Here is a 15,045-nt window from a genome sequence, read left to right as displayed (position 1 = left end):
CCAATAGGATTGGTAGTAGTACGGTTTTTTTTATGATTCTACTGTAAATCATTGCCCTAATAATCCATCTTGTTCCCACTTTTTAATCACATCGATTGTAGTTTGTGGCAATCTTGGTCCGCCTTGTGGCATTAATAAACTATTCCCGTTTTCTAAAGAAATTCGGGTAAGCAATCCACGATTTAAAACCGCATTTTTCACCTGGTCATAGGTAACTAAGGACATAGGAGCTCCATTTTTAGGAACTGTTGCATGACACACCACACAGTTATTATCAATAATAGATTTCACATTCATATTGTATGTTGCCAAACCTGTAATTGGAGCGGTGTCCATTAAAGTACTGGGATCATCATTGGTACAGCTCACAAAAACTGAAGCAAAAGATAAACCGACGAAGAGCGTTTTTAAATTCATAGCAATTGGTTTTTAGTTTATAAAGCATAAATGATTTTACGAACTGCAAAATCATTTTGAAGACATATACGTTGAAATGAATGATACAGATTTGGCAAAACGCATATTTGACCATTTAAATCCAATAGGTATTTTTTAACGTAGATAATTCGAAACACTAAAAACCAGCCATGAGAAAAAAAATACTTATAACAATTTCACTTTTCCTGATAATCGGAATTTCGGTTTACCTCTACAGCTATAAAGGGCATAGGGATATCAAATCAGAAACTGCAGATTATGTAGTGACCGTTCACGGGCTCGAAAAAGAATTTACTTCAAATGATAGTCTGGCTTACCTCAAATACCAGGACAAAACGATTGAATTGACCGCACAAGTAACCACTATTGATACCGCCAGTAATGGAATTGTTATGGGCGAAAAAATATTTGCAACATTCAAAGATCCTTTACCAAAAGATATTACGCCTGGTAAAATGCTAAAAATCAAAGGACGTTTTTTAGGATATGATGAACTGTTACAGGAATTTAAAATAGATCAATCTTCAGTTGTACACTAAAAACAAATAACAATTTAAAACTAACCACATGAAAAAGCTCATTCTATTCTTATTTTTATTTCCATTATTAACCTATTCCCAGGACGACTTATTGTCCGGAGTAGAGACGCCCGTTACAAAGGAAAAGGTCACATCTGCGTTTAAAGCCCTGAAGATCGTTAATCTGGAATCTACAAAACTGGCGGCAAAAGGAGATTTGTACTTTGTTGTTGCGCACCGGTTCGGTTCTGTAAAAGATGGCTTCGAAGGCTTCTACGGGCTGGATAATGCCAATACCCAGATAAAATTCATCTACGGATTAACCAACGGACTTAACATAAGTGCCGCCCGAAGTGAATTTGCGTATGACTTTGCAACAAAATATACACTGTTTCCTCAAATAAAAGACGGTTTTCCTGTGGCAATTGCCGGATTTAACAGTTTGTCTATTAACAATACACTAAAAGAAAGTCTTTATCCGAAACTTCAATTTCAAAACAGGCTGACTTATGTAGCGCAACTCTTAATTTCCAGAAAATTTTCTGAAAGGCTTTCTTTAGAAATAGTGCCATCCTTTTTTCATCAAAATTTTGTTGAAGATACAGAGCAAAGTAATTCCCAATATGCAGTAGGCTTCGGAGGCAGATATAAATTTGCGAAACGCTGGTCTTTAAATGTTGATTATGCCGCACACTTAAACAGAGCCGCAAATTCTCTTTATAAAAATCCATTATCTATAGGCTTTGATTTAGAAACGGGCGGGCACGTTTTTCAAATGCATTTTACAAGTTCTCAGGCAATTGATGAAGCCGGATATCTTGGAAGAACAACCGGAGACTGGACAAAAGGGGATGTTTTCTTCGGGTTTAATCTTGCGAGGGTATTCTAAAATTACTTCAGTCTACAACGTTTGAGTTATTTAAAATTATTCTAAACTAAGGCTTTACTGCTTTTTAGTAAAACCAAGCCAAAAGAGTACCCGTATATAGTTTTTAAAATCCAATCATTTTAAAAATCAGCTTTATGAAAATCAACAAAATAATAAAAAAAGGACTTTGGATGGGATTGATAATTACTGTCTTATTTTTCGCCATTCTTCTTTTCCACATTATTACGGCTAAGCCTGCTGTTTACGAAACTCCAAATCTGCAAGTAAGCCGAATCGATTTTAAAACCAACATAGATTCTGTTCAGGCCAAACAAATATGTTCAGATTTAAGATCTATTAAGGGATTAACCTCAGATTCGATAATCGTTAAAAGAAATGTGGTTGTTTATTTCCACAACAATAAAATCACTAATTCTCAAAAGGTATACGACCAATTAATGGCGAAAAGACAGTATGACGCTCAACGTTATATTTTACCTGAAAATTTGGCGAATAAAGAAGTTTGTCCTGTAAATCAAAATAGTCTGAGCTACAGATTATCTAAAAAAGTAAATCAATTTTTTAATTAACCCTTTAATATTATTATTATGAAAATTTATTCTAAAATTACACTTAGTGTATTACTCGTTACATCTGCAACTCTGATTTCCTGTAGTAGCAATGATGATGACGCTCCGGCACCACCGGTTGTAAAAGCATCTATTTATGAGCGTTTAGGCGGAACTAAAATGGTTTCCGATCCGGATAATTCAGGTCAAATGATCGAACAGGGGCGTTTGAGTTTCCGTAAAGTAGTAAATTCAACTATAGGATTAATTGTTGCCGACGTTCAATCTAATGCTGCAGGGAATTTACAAGCACATTTTGCCCCTGTACTAGCAGAAACAGGAACTACCCAATCTACGAATATTGCTAAATTATCAGACAATCTGACTGATTTCTTTTCGTTCAACACGGGAGGTACAAATGCTGTAAATACCTATTCTGGTTTGAATATGGTAGCTGCGCATGATCCTGCGACAAATCCTCGTATGGGAACAAAATCAAGTACTGCGGATTATACAAAATTCGTAGGATATGTAGGAGCAGCAGCCAATGCAAATGGTGTTGCTGCTAATACAGAACTTTATACTGATATTGTTGCTGTTTTAGAATCATTGAGAACTCCTATAGTTCAAAAATAATTTTCTTCTCAAAAACGCTACCTGCCCGGGTAGCGTTTTTATTTAAATTACTATACTTTATTATAAATACACACTAATTAATAAGATGAATGTGAATCATTTATAAATAGTAATTGCATTTATCGAACCCATAGCGATATTTTTTCGCACATCGTTTAAGACAAAAACAAGGTTATTATTTAGAATAAGTATATATAACACATTATTGAATGCTTGATATCATTGTAAATGGCGATAAATACTATTTAGAATCGCTAATTTGAATCAATTTATTCCATAGCGATATAAAAAGTACCTCTAGCGTTGTTTTTATAAATTAGTTAGTAATAATTTTGTTGAACTTTTTAAGGAAAGCATAATATGGAAAAATTTAACATGTCCAAAACCACTACTTTTTACGCATTAGGTTTAAGTTATAAAAAAGCAGATGCAACTATTAGAGGAAAATTTAGTTTAGATACTAAAGCACAATCTGATTTGCTGGTACAAGCCAAATCGGAAGGTATAGAATCATTAATTGTCACTTCTACTTGTAACAGAACTGAAATATATGGTTTTGCTAATCATCCATATGAATTAATCAAATTGCTTTGCGAAAACAGCAATGGTTCCGTAGAAGAATTTAGAGAGGTTGCTTACATCTATAAGAATCAGGAAGCTGTTAACCACATGTTTCGCGTAGGAACAGGTTTAGACAGTCAGATTTTGGGTGATTTTGAAATCATCAGCCAGATTAAAAACGCTTTTAATCATAGTAAATTAGAAGGTTTAGTAAATACATTCCTGGATCGTTTAGTTAACTCCGTTATTCAGGCAAGCAAAAAAATCAAAACAGATACTGAAATTTCTTCTGGTGCAACATCCGTTTCGTTTGCATCAGTTCAATATATTATCCGAAATGTAGAAGAGATCGGAAACAAAAACATTTTATTATTCGGAACAGGAAAAATAGGAAGAAATACCTGTGAAAATTTAGTAAAACATACTAAAAACGGGCATATCACCCTTATAAACAGAACAAAAAACAAGGCCGAAAAATTGGCCGGAAAACTGAATGTTATCGTAAAAGATTACGCCAATTTACAAGAAGAAATACAACAGGCAGATGTACTGGTCGTAGCTACAGGAGCACAAAATCCAACGATCGACAAAACATTGCTGAATTTAAAGAAACCTTTATTGATTTTGGACTTATCCATTCCAAGAAATGTAAATCCGGATGTAGAACAAATACCGGGAGTAACTTTAATACATTTGGATTATTTGTCTCAAATTACAGATGACACGCTGGAAAGAAGAAAACAGCATATTCCTGCTGCCGAAGCTATCATTGAGGACATGAAATTAGAATTGAATACCTGGGTAAATGGTCGAAAATATGCCCCGACTATTCATGCATTAAAAGCAAAACTAAGTGATATTGTAGCCGGTGAACTGGCTTTTCAAAAAAAGAAAACAAGCAATTATGATGAAGCTCAGGCAGATTTAATCAGCTCCAGAATTATTCAAAAAATAACAAATCAATTTGCAACTCACTTAAAAAATGAAAATACTTCATTGGATGAAAGTATTGAGTTTATTGAAAAAGTATTTCAAATAGGACAGCTTGCACCAAAAAATACTCCTTCAGCAGTCGAAGAAAAATACAAAATCAATCTGTCATAAACAGTTTAAAATAAGGTTCCTTAATTTCCGGGATTTCAAAACAATATGGTTCAAAAAGTTATTAGAATAGGAACTCGCGATAGCGAATTAGCACTTTGGCAGGCTCATACTGTCGAAAAAAAACTGAACGATTTAGGATATAAAACAGCCATTGTTGCTGTAAAATCCACAGGTGATATTATTCTGGACAAACCACTCTACGAACTTGGAATTACAGGAATTTTTACCAAAACGTTAGACATTGCAATGATTAATGGCGACATTGACATTGCCGTTCACTCCATGAAAGACGTACCAACCGCTTTACCAAAAGGCATCGTTCAGGCAGCAGTTCTGGAAAGAGCCAATGTTCTGGATATTTTGGTTCACAAAGGAAATCCCGATTTTACAAAAACAAGCACCGTTGCAACCGGAAGTTTACGACGTCAGGCCATGTGGCTCAATAAATACCCCAATCATACTGTAGTTGATTTACGCGGTAATGTAAACACCCGTATGCAAAAGCTACAAGATAATAATTGGGACGGAGCTGTTTTTGCCGCTGCAGGTTTGGAGCGCATTAACCTAACCCCTGAAAATCACATCAATTTAGACTGGATGATTCCGGCACCCGCACAAGGAGCAATGCTTGTTGTGGCGATGGAAAACGACAATTATACGCTGGATGCATTATCGCAGCTCAATCATATTGAAACGGAGATCTGTACCTATATCGAACGTCAGTTTTTAAGGACTTTAGAAGGCGGCTGTACAGCACCAATCGGAGCTTTGGTTCGTTATAATGAAGACGAAGATACACTTCATTTTCAAGGAGTTTTACTTTCTGTTGACGGAAAACAAAAGCTGGAAATTGACAAAACAGTTGCCATTGAAGAATGGAAAAAACTGGGATTCTTCGCTGCTCAGGAAATTCTGAACAATGGCGGAGCCGAATTGATGCAAACTATTAAAGAATCACTAAAAAAATAATGGCAAAACCAATTCAAATAGTCGCTACAAAAAAGCTGTCGGGCGAACAAAAAGAAGCATTGACAAAAGCCAATATTGAAGTAATCGAAGCTGATTTTATTCAAACGCAAAACAAACCTTTCGAACTGAAAGACCTCAACGAAAATCTGATTTTTACCAGTCAGAATGCCGTTCATAGCGTTTTATCGAATCCGGAATCAGAAAAACTGAAAATTAAAAATGTTTTTTGCGTGGGTTTAAAAACGAAAATCCTTTTATCGGAGAGCGGTTTTAATGTTGTCGCCTACACCGGTTATGCATCAGATTTAGCCGAAATTATCACTTTGATTTACCGTAATGAAAGCTTTACTTTTTTCAGCGGAAACCTTCGCAGAGAAACGTTACCGAAAGCCTTAAAAGACGGTGAAGTAAAATTCAATGAAATTCAGGTTTATGATACTTCATTAACCCCCCAGAAAATAAAAACGGCTCCGGATGGAATCCTGTTTTTTAGTCCTTCCGGCGTTGAAAGTTATCTGAAAGAAAATACCATTAAAAAAGAAAAATGCTTCTGCATTGGAGATACCACCGCAGACGCTTTAGATAAAATCACCAAAAACATCATCATTGCAGATCAGCCAACGGTTGAGGATGTAATCGAAGATGTTATTGAAGAATACAAATAAATAACGCAATAAGCTTTAGGCTGTAAGCCATAAGCAAAAAGATAAATAAAAACAAAGCTTAAAGCCTAAAGCTTAAAGCCTAAAGCAATAAAAAATGTTAAAAAACGACCTATTTTTAAAAGCACTAAAAGGAGAAACTGTTCAACGTCCACCAGTATGGATGATGCGTCAGGCAGGAAGATATTTACCTGAATTCATCGCTTTGCGTGACAAATATGATTTTTTCACCCGTTGTCAGACTCCGGAATTGGCTGCTGAAATTACAGTACAGCCTATTCGCAGAATTGCTCCGGATGCTGCTATCCTTTTCTCGGATATTCTGGTTGTCCCTCAGGCAATGGGAATTGAAGTTTTAATGAAAGAAAATTTCGGTCCGTTTCTTCCAAATCCTATCCGCACTACTGCTGATGTTGAAGGCGTTTATGTACCGGACATTCAGGAAACCTTAGGATATGTAATGGATGCCATTAAACTGACTAAAGAAATGCTGAACGACGAAGTACCGTTAATTGGTTTCGCAGGTTCACCGTGGACTATTTTCTGTTATGCGGTTGAAGGAAAAGGTTCTAAAAGTTTTGATACTGCCAAAGGATTCTGTTTTTCGAATCCGATTGCAGCACACAGCTTATTACAAAAAATCACAGACACCACGATTTTATACTTAAAGGAAAAAGTAAAAGCGGGTGTTGATGCCGTTCAGATTTTTGATTCCTGGGGAGGAATGCTTTCTCCGGTTGATTATCAGGAATTCTCCTGGAAATATATCAACCAGATTGTTGAAGCTTTGGCGGATCACGCTCCGGTTATTGTTTTCGGAAAAGGGTGTTGGTTTGCTTTAGGTGAAATGGGTAAAAGTAAAGCTTCTGCACTTGGTGTAGACTGGACTTGTTCTGCCAGAAATGCCCGTTATTTATCAGGTGGAAACATTACGCTACAGGGAAATTTTGATCCTTCAAGATTGCTTTCTCCAATTCCAACCATCAAAAAAATGGTTCATGAAATGATCGACGAATTCGGAAAAGATAAATATATCGTAAATTTAGGCCACGGAATTTTACCAAATATCCCTGTAGACCACGCTAAAGCATTTATTGATGCGGTTAAGGAATACGGGCAATAGTTTATATAGTGTTCAGTCGCAGTCCCAATGTTCAGTTTTATCCTGAAACCGAAAACTGGGACTGAAAACTGGGACCAAGACTGAAAACTCAAAAAAATGCTGAACAAAGGTTTACGGGATGAAGAAAAAATCAGAATCGATAATGTACTAAAGACATTGCGGACTCTTGTTTTTGTCCCTAAACCGCTAAGTGAATCAGAGAAAAATGATATCGAACTTCCGCTTAAGGATTTTGGTTTGAATATCGAAACTTTGGCTGATTATCAGAATGAAGAATTGATTACAAAATTAATGCAGCTTCATTTTGACTGGGACCAACTGGAACAATTTGCTGATTTTTTAATGGAATTTTCAAAAGTGGAAAATTATAATTTTGAAGATAAAGCTTTAGCCCTTTACCATTATATTCAACAGGAAAGCAAAGTTTTCTCGTTTGCAATTCATACTAAAATCGCTTCCGCTAAAAACAAATAAAAATGAGTTTTACAGATTGGAAAACAGACCGGATTGAAGATATTCTTCCTGAAGAATTCTACCAGTTAATTGATAAGAATAAAAATCATATTGCAAAAACTTTCCCGGTAACTCTGGCCAATGCTGATACTTCGAAGAAAGCAGAAAACTTTCTGACTGTTAGTCTTGACAAAGAGAAAAACAAAGAAGGTTTTTATTTTTATGCCCGAGATTTGGCAACCAATAACTTAATTGGTTATTTATGCGTAAAAACGATCGATTACCGTATTTCCAAATGTGAATTTGGGTATTTCATTGATGAAGAATATCAGGGAAAAGGAATTACATCAAAAATGGTTTCGGATACACTTGCTTTTTGTTTCAATGAATTAGGGTTAAATAAGGTTTTCATTTGTACTTCGGAAATTAATGTGGCCAGCCAGAGAATTGCATTAAAGCACAATTTTAAACAAGAAGGAATTTTACGCGAAGAATTTAGAAATGGTGACGGAGAATTGCAAAACACCGTTTATTTCGGATTACTTAAATCAGAATACAATACCCATGAAAGATAAATTTTACGCATACATACAAAAACTGCAAGACCAGATTTGCGCCGGATTAGAAGCTGTGGAAGGAACTGCAAAATTCCGCGAAGATCTCTGGAAACGCCCTGAAGGCGGAGGCGGAAGAACACGCGTTATCGAAAACGGAACTGTTATCGAAAAAGGCGGTGTCAACATTTCAGCCGTTCACGGAAAATTACCGGAAGCCATGCAAAAAATGTTTAGCGTTGGCGAGGCTGATTTTTTTGCCTGCGGACTAAGTCTGGTGATACATCCTAAAAACCCGATGGTCCCGACGGTTCATGCAAACTGGCGCTATTTTGAAATGTATGACGAAAAAGGAAATATTATTGAGCAATGGTTCGGCGGCGGACAGGATTTAACGCCTTATTATCTGTTTGAAGAAGATTCAAAACACTTTCATCAAACCTGTAAAACGGCCTGCGACAAACACAATCCGGAATTTTATCCAAAATATAAAAAACAATGTGATGCTTATTTCTGGAACGCGCACCGGAACGAAGCCCGCGGACTTGGCGGTTTGTTCTTTGATTATTGCAAAGCCAATGAGCAAATGTCTATGGAAAACTGGTTCAATTTTGTAAGTGAAGTTGGGAATAGTTTTCTGGAAGCCTATGTTCCGATTGTCGAAAGAAGAAAAGAGCTGCCTTATACACCCGAACAAAGAAACTGGCAGGAAATCCGTCGTGGCCGTTATGTAGAATTTAATCTGGTTCATGACAAAGGCACTTTATTCGGTTTAAAAACCAACGGAAGAATAGAAAGTATCCTGATGAGTTTACCTCCGCACGTGCAGTGGGTGTACGATCATCATCCGGAACCAGGAAGTGAAGAAGAAAAATTACTGAAAGTCCTTGAAACTCCAATAGACTGGATTTAGAATAAAAACAAAACAACAACACGATTTAAGAAAGCAGATCAGCGACTTATGATTTCAGAAGTCAACATCTAAAATCTAAAATTAAAAATCTAAAATGATATGTTCCCATTACACAGAGGCAGAAGATTAAGAGTAAATGAATCCATTCGTTCTTTAGTTCGCGAGACAACTTTAAGTCCATCAGACTTTATGTTTCCCATGTTTGTTGCTGAAGGCGAAAATGTAAATGTTGAAATTCCTTCAATGCCGGGAATTTTCCGCAGATCGATTGATCTAACGGTACAAGAAGTAAAAGAAATTTACGCTTTGGGTATTCGTGCGGTTAACATTTATGTAAAAGTAAGTGAAACGCTAAAAGATAATACCGGAAAAGAAGCCTGGAATAAAGACGGATTAATGCAACAGGCGATTCGTGCTATCAAAGCAGCCTGTCCCGAAATGATTGTGATGCCGGATGTGGCTTTAGACCCCTATTCTGTTTACGGCCATGACGGAATTATAGCAAACGGTGATGTTGAAAACGACAGCACTGTTGCCGCGTTAGTAAAAATGGCAGTTTCCCACGCTCAGGCAGGAGCTGATTTTGTAGCACCAAGTGATATGATGGATGGACGTGTTCTGCGTCTAAGAGAAGGTCTGGATGCGGCTGGTTTTCATAATGTCGGAATCATGAGCTATTCGGCTAAATATGCCTCTGCTTTTTACGGTCCTTTCCGCGATGCTTTAGACTCAGCTCCGGTAGATACGACTGACATTCCGAAAGATAAAAAAACATATCAAATGGATTATGCCAACCGTATTGAAGCCATAAAAGAAGCTTTGTCTGATGTAGAAGAAGGCGCAGATATGGTCATGGTAAAACCGGGAATTGCTTATCTGGATATTGTCCGTGAGGTAAAAAACGCTGTTCATGTTCCCGTTACGGTTTATCATGTTTCCGGAGAATATGCGATGATAAAAGCGGCTGCAGAAAGAGGCTGGTTAGATAATGATAAAATCATGATGGAACAATTGATGTGCATTAAACGTGCCGGTGCCAGTCTGATTTCTACTTATTTTGCCAAAGAAGCAGCCATACTTTTAAATAAATAAACCATGAAAAAAATACTATTCTTATCTGCCGTTTTAGCTTTGGCTTCCTGTAAAAAAGAAGCAACTGAAAATCCTGTTCCAACCTCAACAGAAGCCTACTCAGAAGGAGAATCGGCGAAAGCTGCCACTCCGGAAGCTTTAGGAAAAGAAATTTTTGAGGGAAGAGGAAACTGTATGTCCTGCCATCAGGTGGATCAAAAAGTGATTGGCCCGAGTATTCAGCAAATTGCCAAAATTTATAAAGATAAAAAGGGCGACATTGTTACTTTTCTAAAAGGAAATGCGGATCCTATTGTAGATCCCGATCAGTTTTCGGTAATGAAAACTAATTTTCCCGTAACTCAGGCTATGTCTGATGAAGAATTGAAAGCGATAGAAACCTATATCTACAGTAATTTGAAGTAATTCAAAAACATATAAAAAACAAAAACGGCGCTGATTCAGCGCCGTTTTTTTATGATTTGATATTACCAGATTTTAACTCTCTTCTCTGGTTCTACATACATCTTATCTCCTTTTTTGATTCCAAAAGCATCATAAAAAGCATCTATATTCTGAATTGGCACATACGCTCTGTACATTCCAGGAGAGTGCGGATCTGTTTTTACCTGACTTTTGATCGCCTCGTCTCTTGATTTTGTTCTCCAAACGGTAGCCCATGAAATAAAGAAACGTTGTTCCGGTGTAAAACCATCAATTAAACTAGGATTTCCATTGGCTTTCAAATACAATTTTAATCCATCGTAAGCTGCGTTTATTCCGCCTAAATCACCAATATTTTCACCTAAAGTAAATTTACCGTCTACATGTATTCCCGGCAAAGGCTCTAAGGCACTATACTGAGCTGCTAGTGCAGTTCCAAGTTCCGTAAATTGTTTTAAATCATCAGCCGTCCACCAGTCAACAAGGTTTCCGTCTGCATTGTAACGTGCTCCTGAATCATCAAAACCATGTGAGATTTCGTGACCGATAACCGCTCCGATTCCACCATAATTTACCGCTTCGTCTGCCTGATAATTGTAAAATGGAGGTTGTAAAATGGCTGCAGGGAAAACAATTTCGTTGTAAGACGGATTGTAATAGGCATTTACCGTTTGTGGAGACATTCCCCATTCTGTTTTGTCAACCGGTTTACCCAGTTTAGCCAAATCTTCTTTATAATCCCATTTCGTTAAACTCGCCATATTGGTAAAGTACGTTCCGCCTTCTGAAACATTTTTAATTTCCAAAGCGGAATAATCTTTCCATTTATCCGGATACCCGATTTTGATTGTAATTTTCTTTAATTTCTCAATCGCTTTCACTTTAGTCGGCGCAGACATCCAGGGTAATGCATTGATTCTGTTTTCATACGCCAGAATAACGTTCTGAATCATTTTCTGTGCTTTATCTTTTGCTTCAGCAGGAAATAATTTTTCAACATATAATTTTCCTAAAGCTTCTCCTGTTGCATTATTGATTACCTGCAAAGCCATTTCCTCACGTGGGCGTTGTTTTAATGCACCAGTTAATGTTTTTCCGTAGAAATCAAAATTTGCATTTTCAATATCCGTACTTAACAAAGAGGCTGATCTGTTTAAAGCAGACCATTTCAGATATTCTTTCCAGTCTGCGACTTTCTTTTCAGTAAATATTTTTTCTAATTCAGCCATATAACGAGGCTGTGTCACAATTACAGTATCCACTTTTGTCATTCCGATTCCTGTAAAAAACTTATCCCATTGAATAGAAGGAATCGTCTTTTTTAAATCAGCAATTGCCGTTGGATTGTATTGTTTTCTTCGGTCTCTTCTCTCAACGCGATCCAATCTCGGAGCAGACATAGCCGTTTCTAATGCCAGAATCTGAGTGGCGCTTTGTTTTGCTTTTGCCGGGCTTTCTCCGATAAACTGCATCATTCTCGCCACATGCAGCTCGTATTTCGCACGTTTTTCTTTAGAATCTTTATCATCGGCATTGTAGTAATCTTTATCCGAAAGTCCTAAACGTCCCGGTCCGATACTAACTGAATTTACGTTACTGTTTTTCGCATCAGCACCAATTCCGACACCAAAGAAACCAATACCGCCCTGAGGCTCCATTTCGATAAGGAAATTTTGTAAATCTGCTACATTTTTTATTGCATCAATTTTCTTTAAAATAGGCTCAAGCGGTTTTACGCCCAGCTTATTTCTTCCAACTGTATCCAAAATGGTATTGAATAAAGCAATGGCTTTACCCTGATCGGTGTTTGATTTATATTTAGGGTCTTTTGAAGCTTCTTTCAAAATAGCCAACGAATTCTCATCTGTTTTTTGTCTTAATTCGTTGAAACTTCCCCATGAAGTCCTGTCGCTTGGAATCTCTGTTTTATCCAGCCAGGTTCCGTTTACATAACGAAAAAAATCTTCTGTCGGACTGATTTTAGTATTCATATAGGAAACATTGATTCCCGGTTCTTTTGGTTTTGCATTTTGAGCGGTGACTGCTGTTAGTGAAAACATTACAGAAACAACACAAAACACTGGTTTGTTAAACTGTTTTATCATTATAATTATGAATTAAGGGTTTAATACAAACATATTGTTATTATTTTAAACTTTATGTTAAAATTATATAATAATCAATAAGGGTTTTTAATGCAAATATTTCATAAGAAGCAGCTAAAAGTTTCATGAATAAAAATTCGCTTTTCAACTTCTATTTGAAATAGTTTTTGGAATATTTGACAAACCAATCTAAACAAAAGTGAGAGCACGAATACAAGCCGCATTTTCAGGAAAAGTGGAAGCAATAGGATTACCAGTTCTGGCTTTATGCTGGGTAAGTTTCTTTTGGGGCACAACCTGGCTTGCTTCCAAAGAAGGCGTAAAACATATGCCGGCATTACAATTGGCGACGATACGTCAGTTTTTGGGAGGCATTCTGTACGTTGGTTATTTTTTATTGAAAAAAGAACCGTGGCCAAAAGGTAAACAATGGAAGACCATCTTAATTTTGGCCGTTCTGAACTTTGTCTGCAGTAACGGACTGAGCACCTGGGGCGTGAAATACATAAGCAGTGGACTAGGTGCCATCATTGGCGCTATCTTCCCGATTTGGATTGTTGTGATCTGTTTTTTTAAAGGCGTACGAATTGCAAAGCTGGCCGTAACAGGACTTTTAATCTGCTTTGGTGGAATCTGTATTATTTTTATGGATCATCTGGGCGATTTCTTAAGACCGGATTTTCAATTTGGAATCTTCTTGTCTGTGGCATCAACCATCACGTGGGCTTTTGGAATTTTACATACGAAGAAAAAAGCGGCAAGTTTTAATCCGTATTTTAGTTTAGGATTGCAAATGGTGATTTCGAGTTTTATTCTTTTTGGAGTAACAGAAGTTTCCGGAATCAATATTCCTTACAGTGAGATTCCGTTAACATCCTGGTGGGCGATTGCTTATCTGGTCGTAATTGGTTCTATCCTGACTTTTATTGCTTTTATATATTCGTTACAGCACCTTCCGACAGAAGTCAGCAGTATTTATGCGTATATCAATCCGGTTGTGGCTATTGTACTCAGTTTTTTTATTTTTGGAGAACCGCTAACCCAGGCCATTTCGATTGGTGTTATGGTGACCTTAATTGGATTGTATCTGGTCAACAAATCCATTCGGAAAGCTAAAATTAAATAGTATTCCCTAAAGGAAAATCTTTCAATTTTGGTATTAAAATCTGATACGTATTGAAAAACTGAATTAAGGAATTCCGGTAATCAAAAATCACACAACTTTTACAAGTTAAAAAAGTGGCGAACTACAGATTTAAAAAGTGCTTTTTGTATTTTTGCGCCAAATTACGTTTATGAAATCACTGCTATACAGATACCGCAAATTCTTTATTGTTTTAATTATATTTTCGGTTGTTACAATATCCTTATTTTATTCGGCTTTAAAGCCACAAAAAACATTACCCATTTACAATCCTGCCGATGTAAATCCTGAATTGGTTGACAGTACCATTCAGTACAAAAGCAAGTATCATACAATTGCCGATTTTTCTTTTGTCAATCAGAACGGAGATACCATTACACAGAAAAACTACGAAGGCAAAATTTATGTGGCCGATTTTTTCTTTACCACCTGTGGTTCCATCTGTCCTAAAATGACCACCAATTTAGCTGATGTCCAGAAAGCCGTTTTAAATAATCCGAAAGTATTGCTGCTGTCCCATACGGTTTTCCCTGAAGTCGACAGTATTCCGGTATTAAAGGCATATGCCATAAAACATGGCGTGGTTGACAGTAAATGGAATCTGGTTACGGGCGACAAAAAAGAAATCTATACCATGGCCAGAAAATCATACCTGGCCGTAAAACTTGGAAGACCGGATCAGTTGTACGATATGGTTCATACTGAAAATTTTGTACTGGTAGACCAAAAACGCCGTGTCCGTGGTTTCTATGACGGAACGAATAAAGAAGACATCAAACGCCTTCTGGCAGACATCGATTTTTTGTGTCAGGAATAAAACACTTTATTTTAGAAAGATTTAGCATTTGAATGAGCATTAAATACTTAGATATATAGAATAAATGCCTATTTTTGCAATCTAAATTCAATCTAA

17 protein-coding genes are annotated in these 15,045 nt (G+C 36.7%); 15 read left to right on the top strand and 2 right to left on the bottom strand.

Going from position 1 to position 15,045, the window contains the following annotated elements; translation table 11 throughout:
• Window positions 1-48 precede the first annotated feature (48 nt).
• The gene (locus HAV12_RS01290; protein WP_171568132.1) at window positions 49-417 is read right to left on the bottom strand and encodes a hypothetical protein; all 369 of its coding nucleotides are present in this window, start codon (window positions 415-417) and stop codon (window positions 49-51) included.
• Between the two features lie 170 nt (window positions 418-587).
• Here HAV12_RS01290 and HAV12_RS01285 point away from each other — a divergent pair, with 170 nt between their 5' ends.
• The 13 genes from HAV12_RS01285 (at window position 588) to HAV12_RS01225 (ending at window position 10,865) form a co-directional block, all read left to right on the top strand.
• Window positions 588-977 carry a hypothetical protein gene (locus tag HAV12_RS01285; protein WP_171568131.1) on the top strand — a complete coding sequence of 130 codons (390 nt, stop codon included), beginning with the start codon at window positions 588-590 and terminating at the stop codon, window positions 975-977.
• A gap of 28 nt (window positions 978-1,005) precedes the next feature.
• Entirely contained in the window at window positions 1,006-1,845 is an 840-nt protein-coding gene (locus tag HAV12_RS01280; RefSeq protein ID WP_171568130.1) for a DUF5777 family beta-barrel protein, read from the top strand.
• Between the two features lie 134 nt (window positions 1,846-1,979).
• Window positions 1,980-2,414: a hypothetical protein gene (locus HAV12_RS01275; protein WP_171568129.1), complete on the top strand. Its 435-nt coding sequence runs from the start codon at window positions 1,980-1,982 to the stop codon at window positions 2,412-2,414.
• An 18-nt stretch (window positions 2,415-2,432) separates the two neighbouring features.
• On the top strand, window positions 2,433-3,029 hold the full coding sequence (locus HAV12_RS01270) for a hypothetical protein (protein ID WP_171568128.1): 597 nt from the start codon (window positions 2,433-2,435) through the stop codon (window positions 3,027-3,029).
• 360 nt (window positions 3,030-3,389) lie between these two features.
• Window positions 3,390-4,694: a glutamyl-tRNA reductase gene (gene hemA, locus HAV12_RS01265; RefSeq protein WP_171568127.1), complete on the top strand. Its 1,305-nt coding sequence runs from the start codon at window positions 3,390-3,392 to the stop codon at window positions 4,692-4,694.
• A gap of 45 nt (window positions 4,695-4,739) precedes the next feature.
• A complete protein-coding gene (gene hemC / locus HAV12_RS01260) occupies window positions 4,740-5,663 on the top strand; it encodes a hydroxymethylbilane synthase (RefSeq protein WP_171568126.1) in 924 nt (307 codons plus the stop codon).
• The gene (locus HAV12_RS01255) at window positions 5,663-6,328 is read left to right on the top strand and encodes a uroporphyrinogen-III synthase (protein ID WP_171568125.1); all 666 of its coding nucleotides are present in this window, start codon (window positions 5,663-5,665) and stop codon (window positions 6,326-6,328) included. Before hemC ends, HAV12_RS01255 begins: the two co-directional genes overlap by 1 nt.
• Before the next feature lie 94 nt (window positions 6,329-6,422).
• Window positions 6,423-7,448 (top strand): uroporphyrinogen decarboxylase, encoded by a 1,026-nt coding sequence (hemE, locus tag HAV12_RS01250; protein WP_132032940.1) that lies wholly within the window; start codon window positions 6,423-6,425, stop codon window positions 7,446-7,448.
• Between the two features lie 96 nt (window positions 7,449-7,544).
• On the top strand, window positions 7,545-7,922 hold the full coding sequence (locus HAV12_RS01245) for a hypothetical protein (protein WP_171568124.1): 378 nt from the start codon (window positions 7,545-7,547) through the stop codon (window positions 7,920-7,922).
• A 2-nt stretch (window positions 7,923-7,924) separates the two neighbouring features.
• Window positions 7,925-8,476, top strand: a complete 552-nt coding sequence (locus HAV12_RS01240; protein ID WP_171568123.1) for a GNAT family N-acetyltransferase — start codon at window positions 7,925-7,927, stop codon at window positions 8,474-8,476.
• Window positions 8,466-9,368: an oxygen-dependent coproporphyrinogen oxidase gene (hemF, locus tag HAV12_RS01235; protein WP_171568122.1), complete on the top strand. Its 903-nt coding sequence runs from the start codon at window positions 8,466-8,468 to the stop codon at window positions 9,366-9,368. The genes HAV12_RS01240 and hemF overlap by 11 nt, the downstream gene beginning before the upstream one ends.
• A 99-nt stretch (window positions 9,369-9,467) precedes the next feature.
• Complete coding sequence (hemB, locus tag HAV12_RS01230; RefSeq protein ID WP_171568121.1) at window positions 9,468-10,460, top strand: porphobilinogen synthase; 993 nt, start codon at window positions 9,468-9,470, stop codon at window positions 10,458-10,460.
• Window positions 10,461-10,463: 3 nt separating this feature from the next.
• A complete protein-coding gene (locus HAV12_RS01225) occupies window positions 10,464-10,865 on the top strand; it encodes a c-type cytochrome (protein WP_171568120.1) in 402 nt (133 codons plus the stop codon).
• A gap of 62 nt (window positions 10,866-10,927) precedes the next feature.
• Here the strand turns inward: HAV12_RS01225 and HAV12_RS01220 are convergent, their stop codons facing one another.
• Window positions 10,928-12,988, bottom strand: coding sequence for a M13 family metallopeptidase (locus tag HAV12_RS01220; protein ID WP_171568119.1), 2,061 nt, complete (start codon window positions 12,986-12,988; stop codon window positions 10,928-10,930).
• A 199-nt stretch (window positions 12,989-13,187) separates the two neighbouring features.
• Here HAV12_RS01220 and HAV12_RS01215 point away from each other — a divergent pair, with 199 nt between their 5' ends.
• Window positions 13,188-14,114, top strand: a complete 927-nt coding sequence (locus tag HAV12_RS01215; RefSeq protein WP_171568118.1) for a DMT family transporter — start codon at window positions 13,188-13,190, stop codon at window positions 14,112-14,114.
• Between the two features lie 169 nt (window positions 14,115-14,283).
• Window positions 14,284-14,949 carry an SCO family protein gene (locus HAV12_RS01210; RefSeq protein ID WP_132032925.1) on the top strand — a complete coding sequence of 222 codons (666 nt, stop codon included), beginning with the start codon at window positions 14,284-14,286 and terminating at the stop codon, window positions 14,947-14,949.
• Window positions 14,950-15,045 lie beyond the last annotated feature (96 nt).

This window comes from Flavobacterium sp. CLA17 (assembly GCF_013112255.2).
Classification (GTDB): Bacteria; Bacteroidota; Bacteroidia; order Flavobacteriales; family Flavobacteriaceae; genus Flavobacterium; species Flavobacterium circumlabens.
The sequence above is the reverse complement of the archived record's forward strand: the minus strand, read 5'-3'. Positions and strand labels throughout refer to the sequence as shown.

Excerpts from the sequence above, each read along its gene's own strand:
- HAV12_RS01290 (WP_171568132.1), bottom strand. The coding sequence starts at position 417 with ATGAATTTAAAAACGCTCTTCGTCGGTTTATCTTTTGCTTCAGTTTTT.
- HAV12_RS01285 (WP_171568131.1), top strand. The coding sequence starts at position 588 with ATGAGAAAAAAAATACTTATAACAATTTCACTTTTCCTGATAATCGGA.
- HAV12_RS01280 (WP_171568130.1), top strand. The coding sequence starts at position 1,006 with ATGAAAAAGCTCATTCTATTCTTATTTTTATTTCCATTATTAACCTAT.
- HAV12_RS01275 (WP_171568129.1), top strand. The coding sequence starts at position 1,980 with ATGAAAATCAACAAAATAATAAAAAAAGGACTTTGGATGGGATTGATA.
- HAV12_RS01270 (WP_171568128.1), top strand. The coding sequence starts at position 2,433 with ATGAAAATTTATTCTAAAATTACACTTAGTGTATTACTCGTTACATCT.
- hemA (WP_171568127.1), top strand. The coding sequence starts at position 3,390 with ATGGAAAAATTTAACATGTCCAAAACCACTACTTTTTACGCATTAGGT.
- hemC (WP_171568126.1), top strand. The coding sequence starts at position 4,740 with ATGGTTCAAAAAGTTATTAGAATAGGAACTCGCGATAGCGAATTAGCA.
- HAV12_RS01255 (WP_171568125.1), top strand. The coding sequence starts at position 5,663 with ATGGCAAAACCAATTCAAATAGTCGCTACAAAAAAGCTGTCGGGCGAA.
- hemE (WP_132032940.1), top strand. The coding sequence starts at position 6,423 with ATGTTAAAAAACGACCTATTTTTAAAAGCACTAAAAGGAGAAACTGTT.
- HAV12_RS01245 (WP_171568124.1), top strand. The coding sequence starts at position 7,545 with ATGCTGAACAAAGGTTTACGGGATGAAGAAAAAATCAGAATCGATAAT.
- HAV12_RS01240 (WP_171568123.1), top strand. The coding sequence starts at position 7,925 with ATGAGTTTTACAGATTGGAAAACAGACCGGATTGAAGATATTCTTCCT.
- hemF (WP_171568122.1), top strand. The coding sequence starts at position 8,466 with ATGAAAGATAAATTTTACGCATACATACAAAAACTGCAAGACCAGATT.
- hemB (WP_171568121.1), top strand. The coding sequence starts at position 9,468 with ATGTTCCCATTACACAGAGGCAGAAGATTAAGAGTAAATGAATCCATT.
- HAV12_RS01225 (WP_171568120.1), top strand. The coding sequence starts at position 10,464 with ATGAAAAAAATACTATTCTTATCTGCCGTTTTAGCTTTGGCTTCCTGT.
- HAV12_RS01220 (WP_171568119.1), bottom strand. The coding sequence starts at position 12,988 with ATGATAAAACAGTTTAACAAACCAGTGTTTTGTGTTGTTTCTGTAATG.
- HAV12_RS01210 (WP_132032925.1), top strand. The coding sequence starts at position 14,284 with ATGAAATCACTGCTATACAGATACCGCAAATTCTTTATTGTTTTAATT.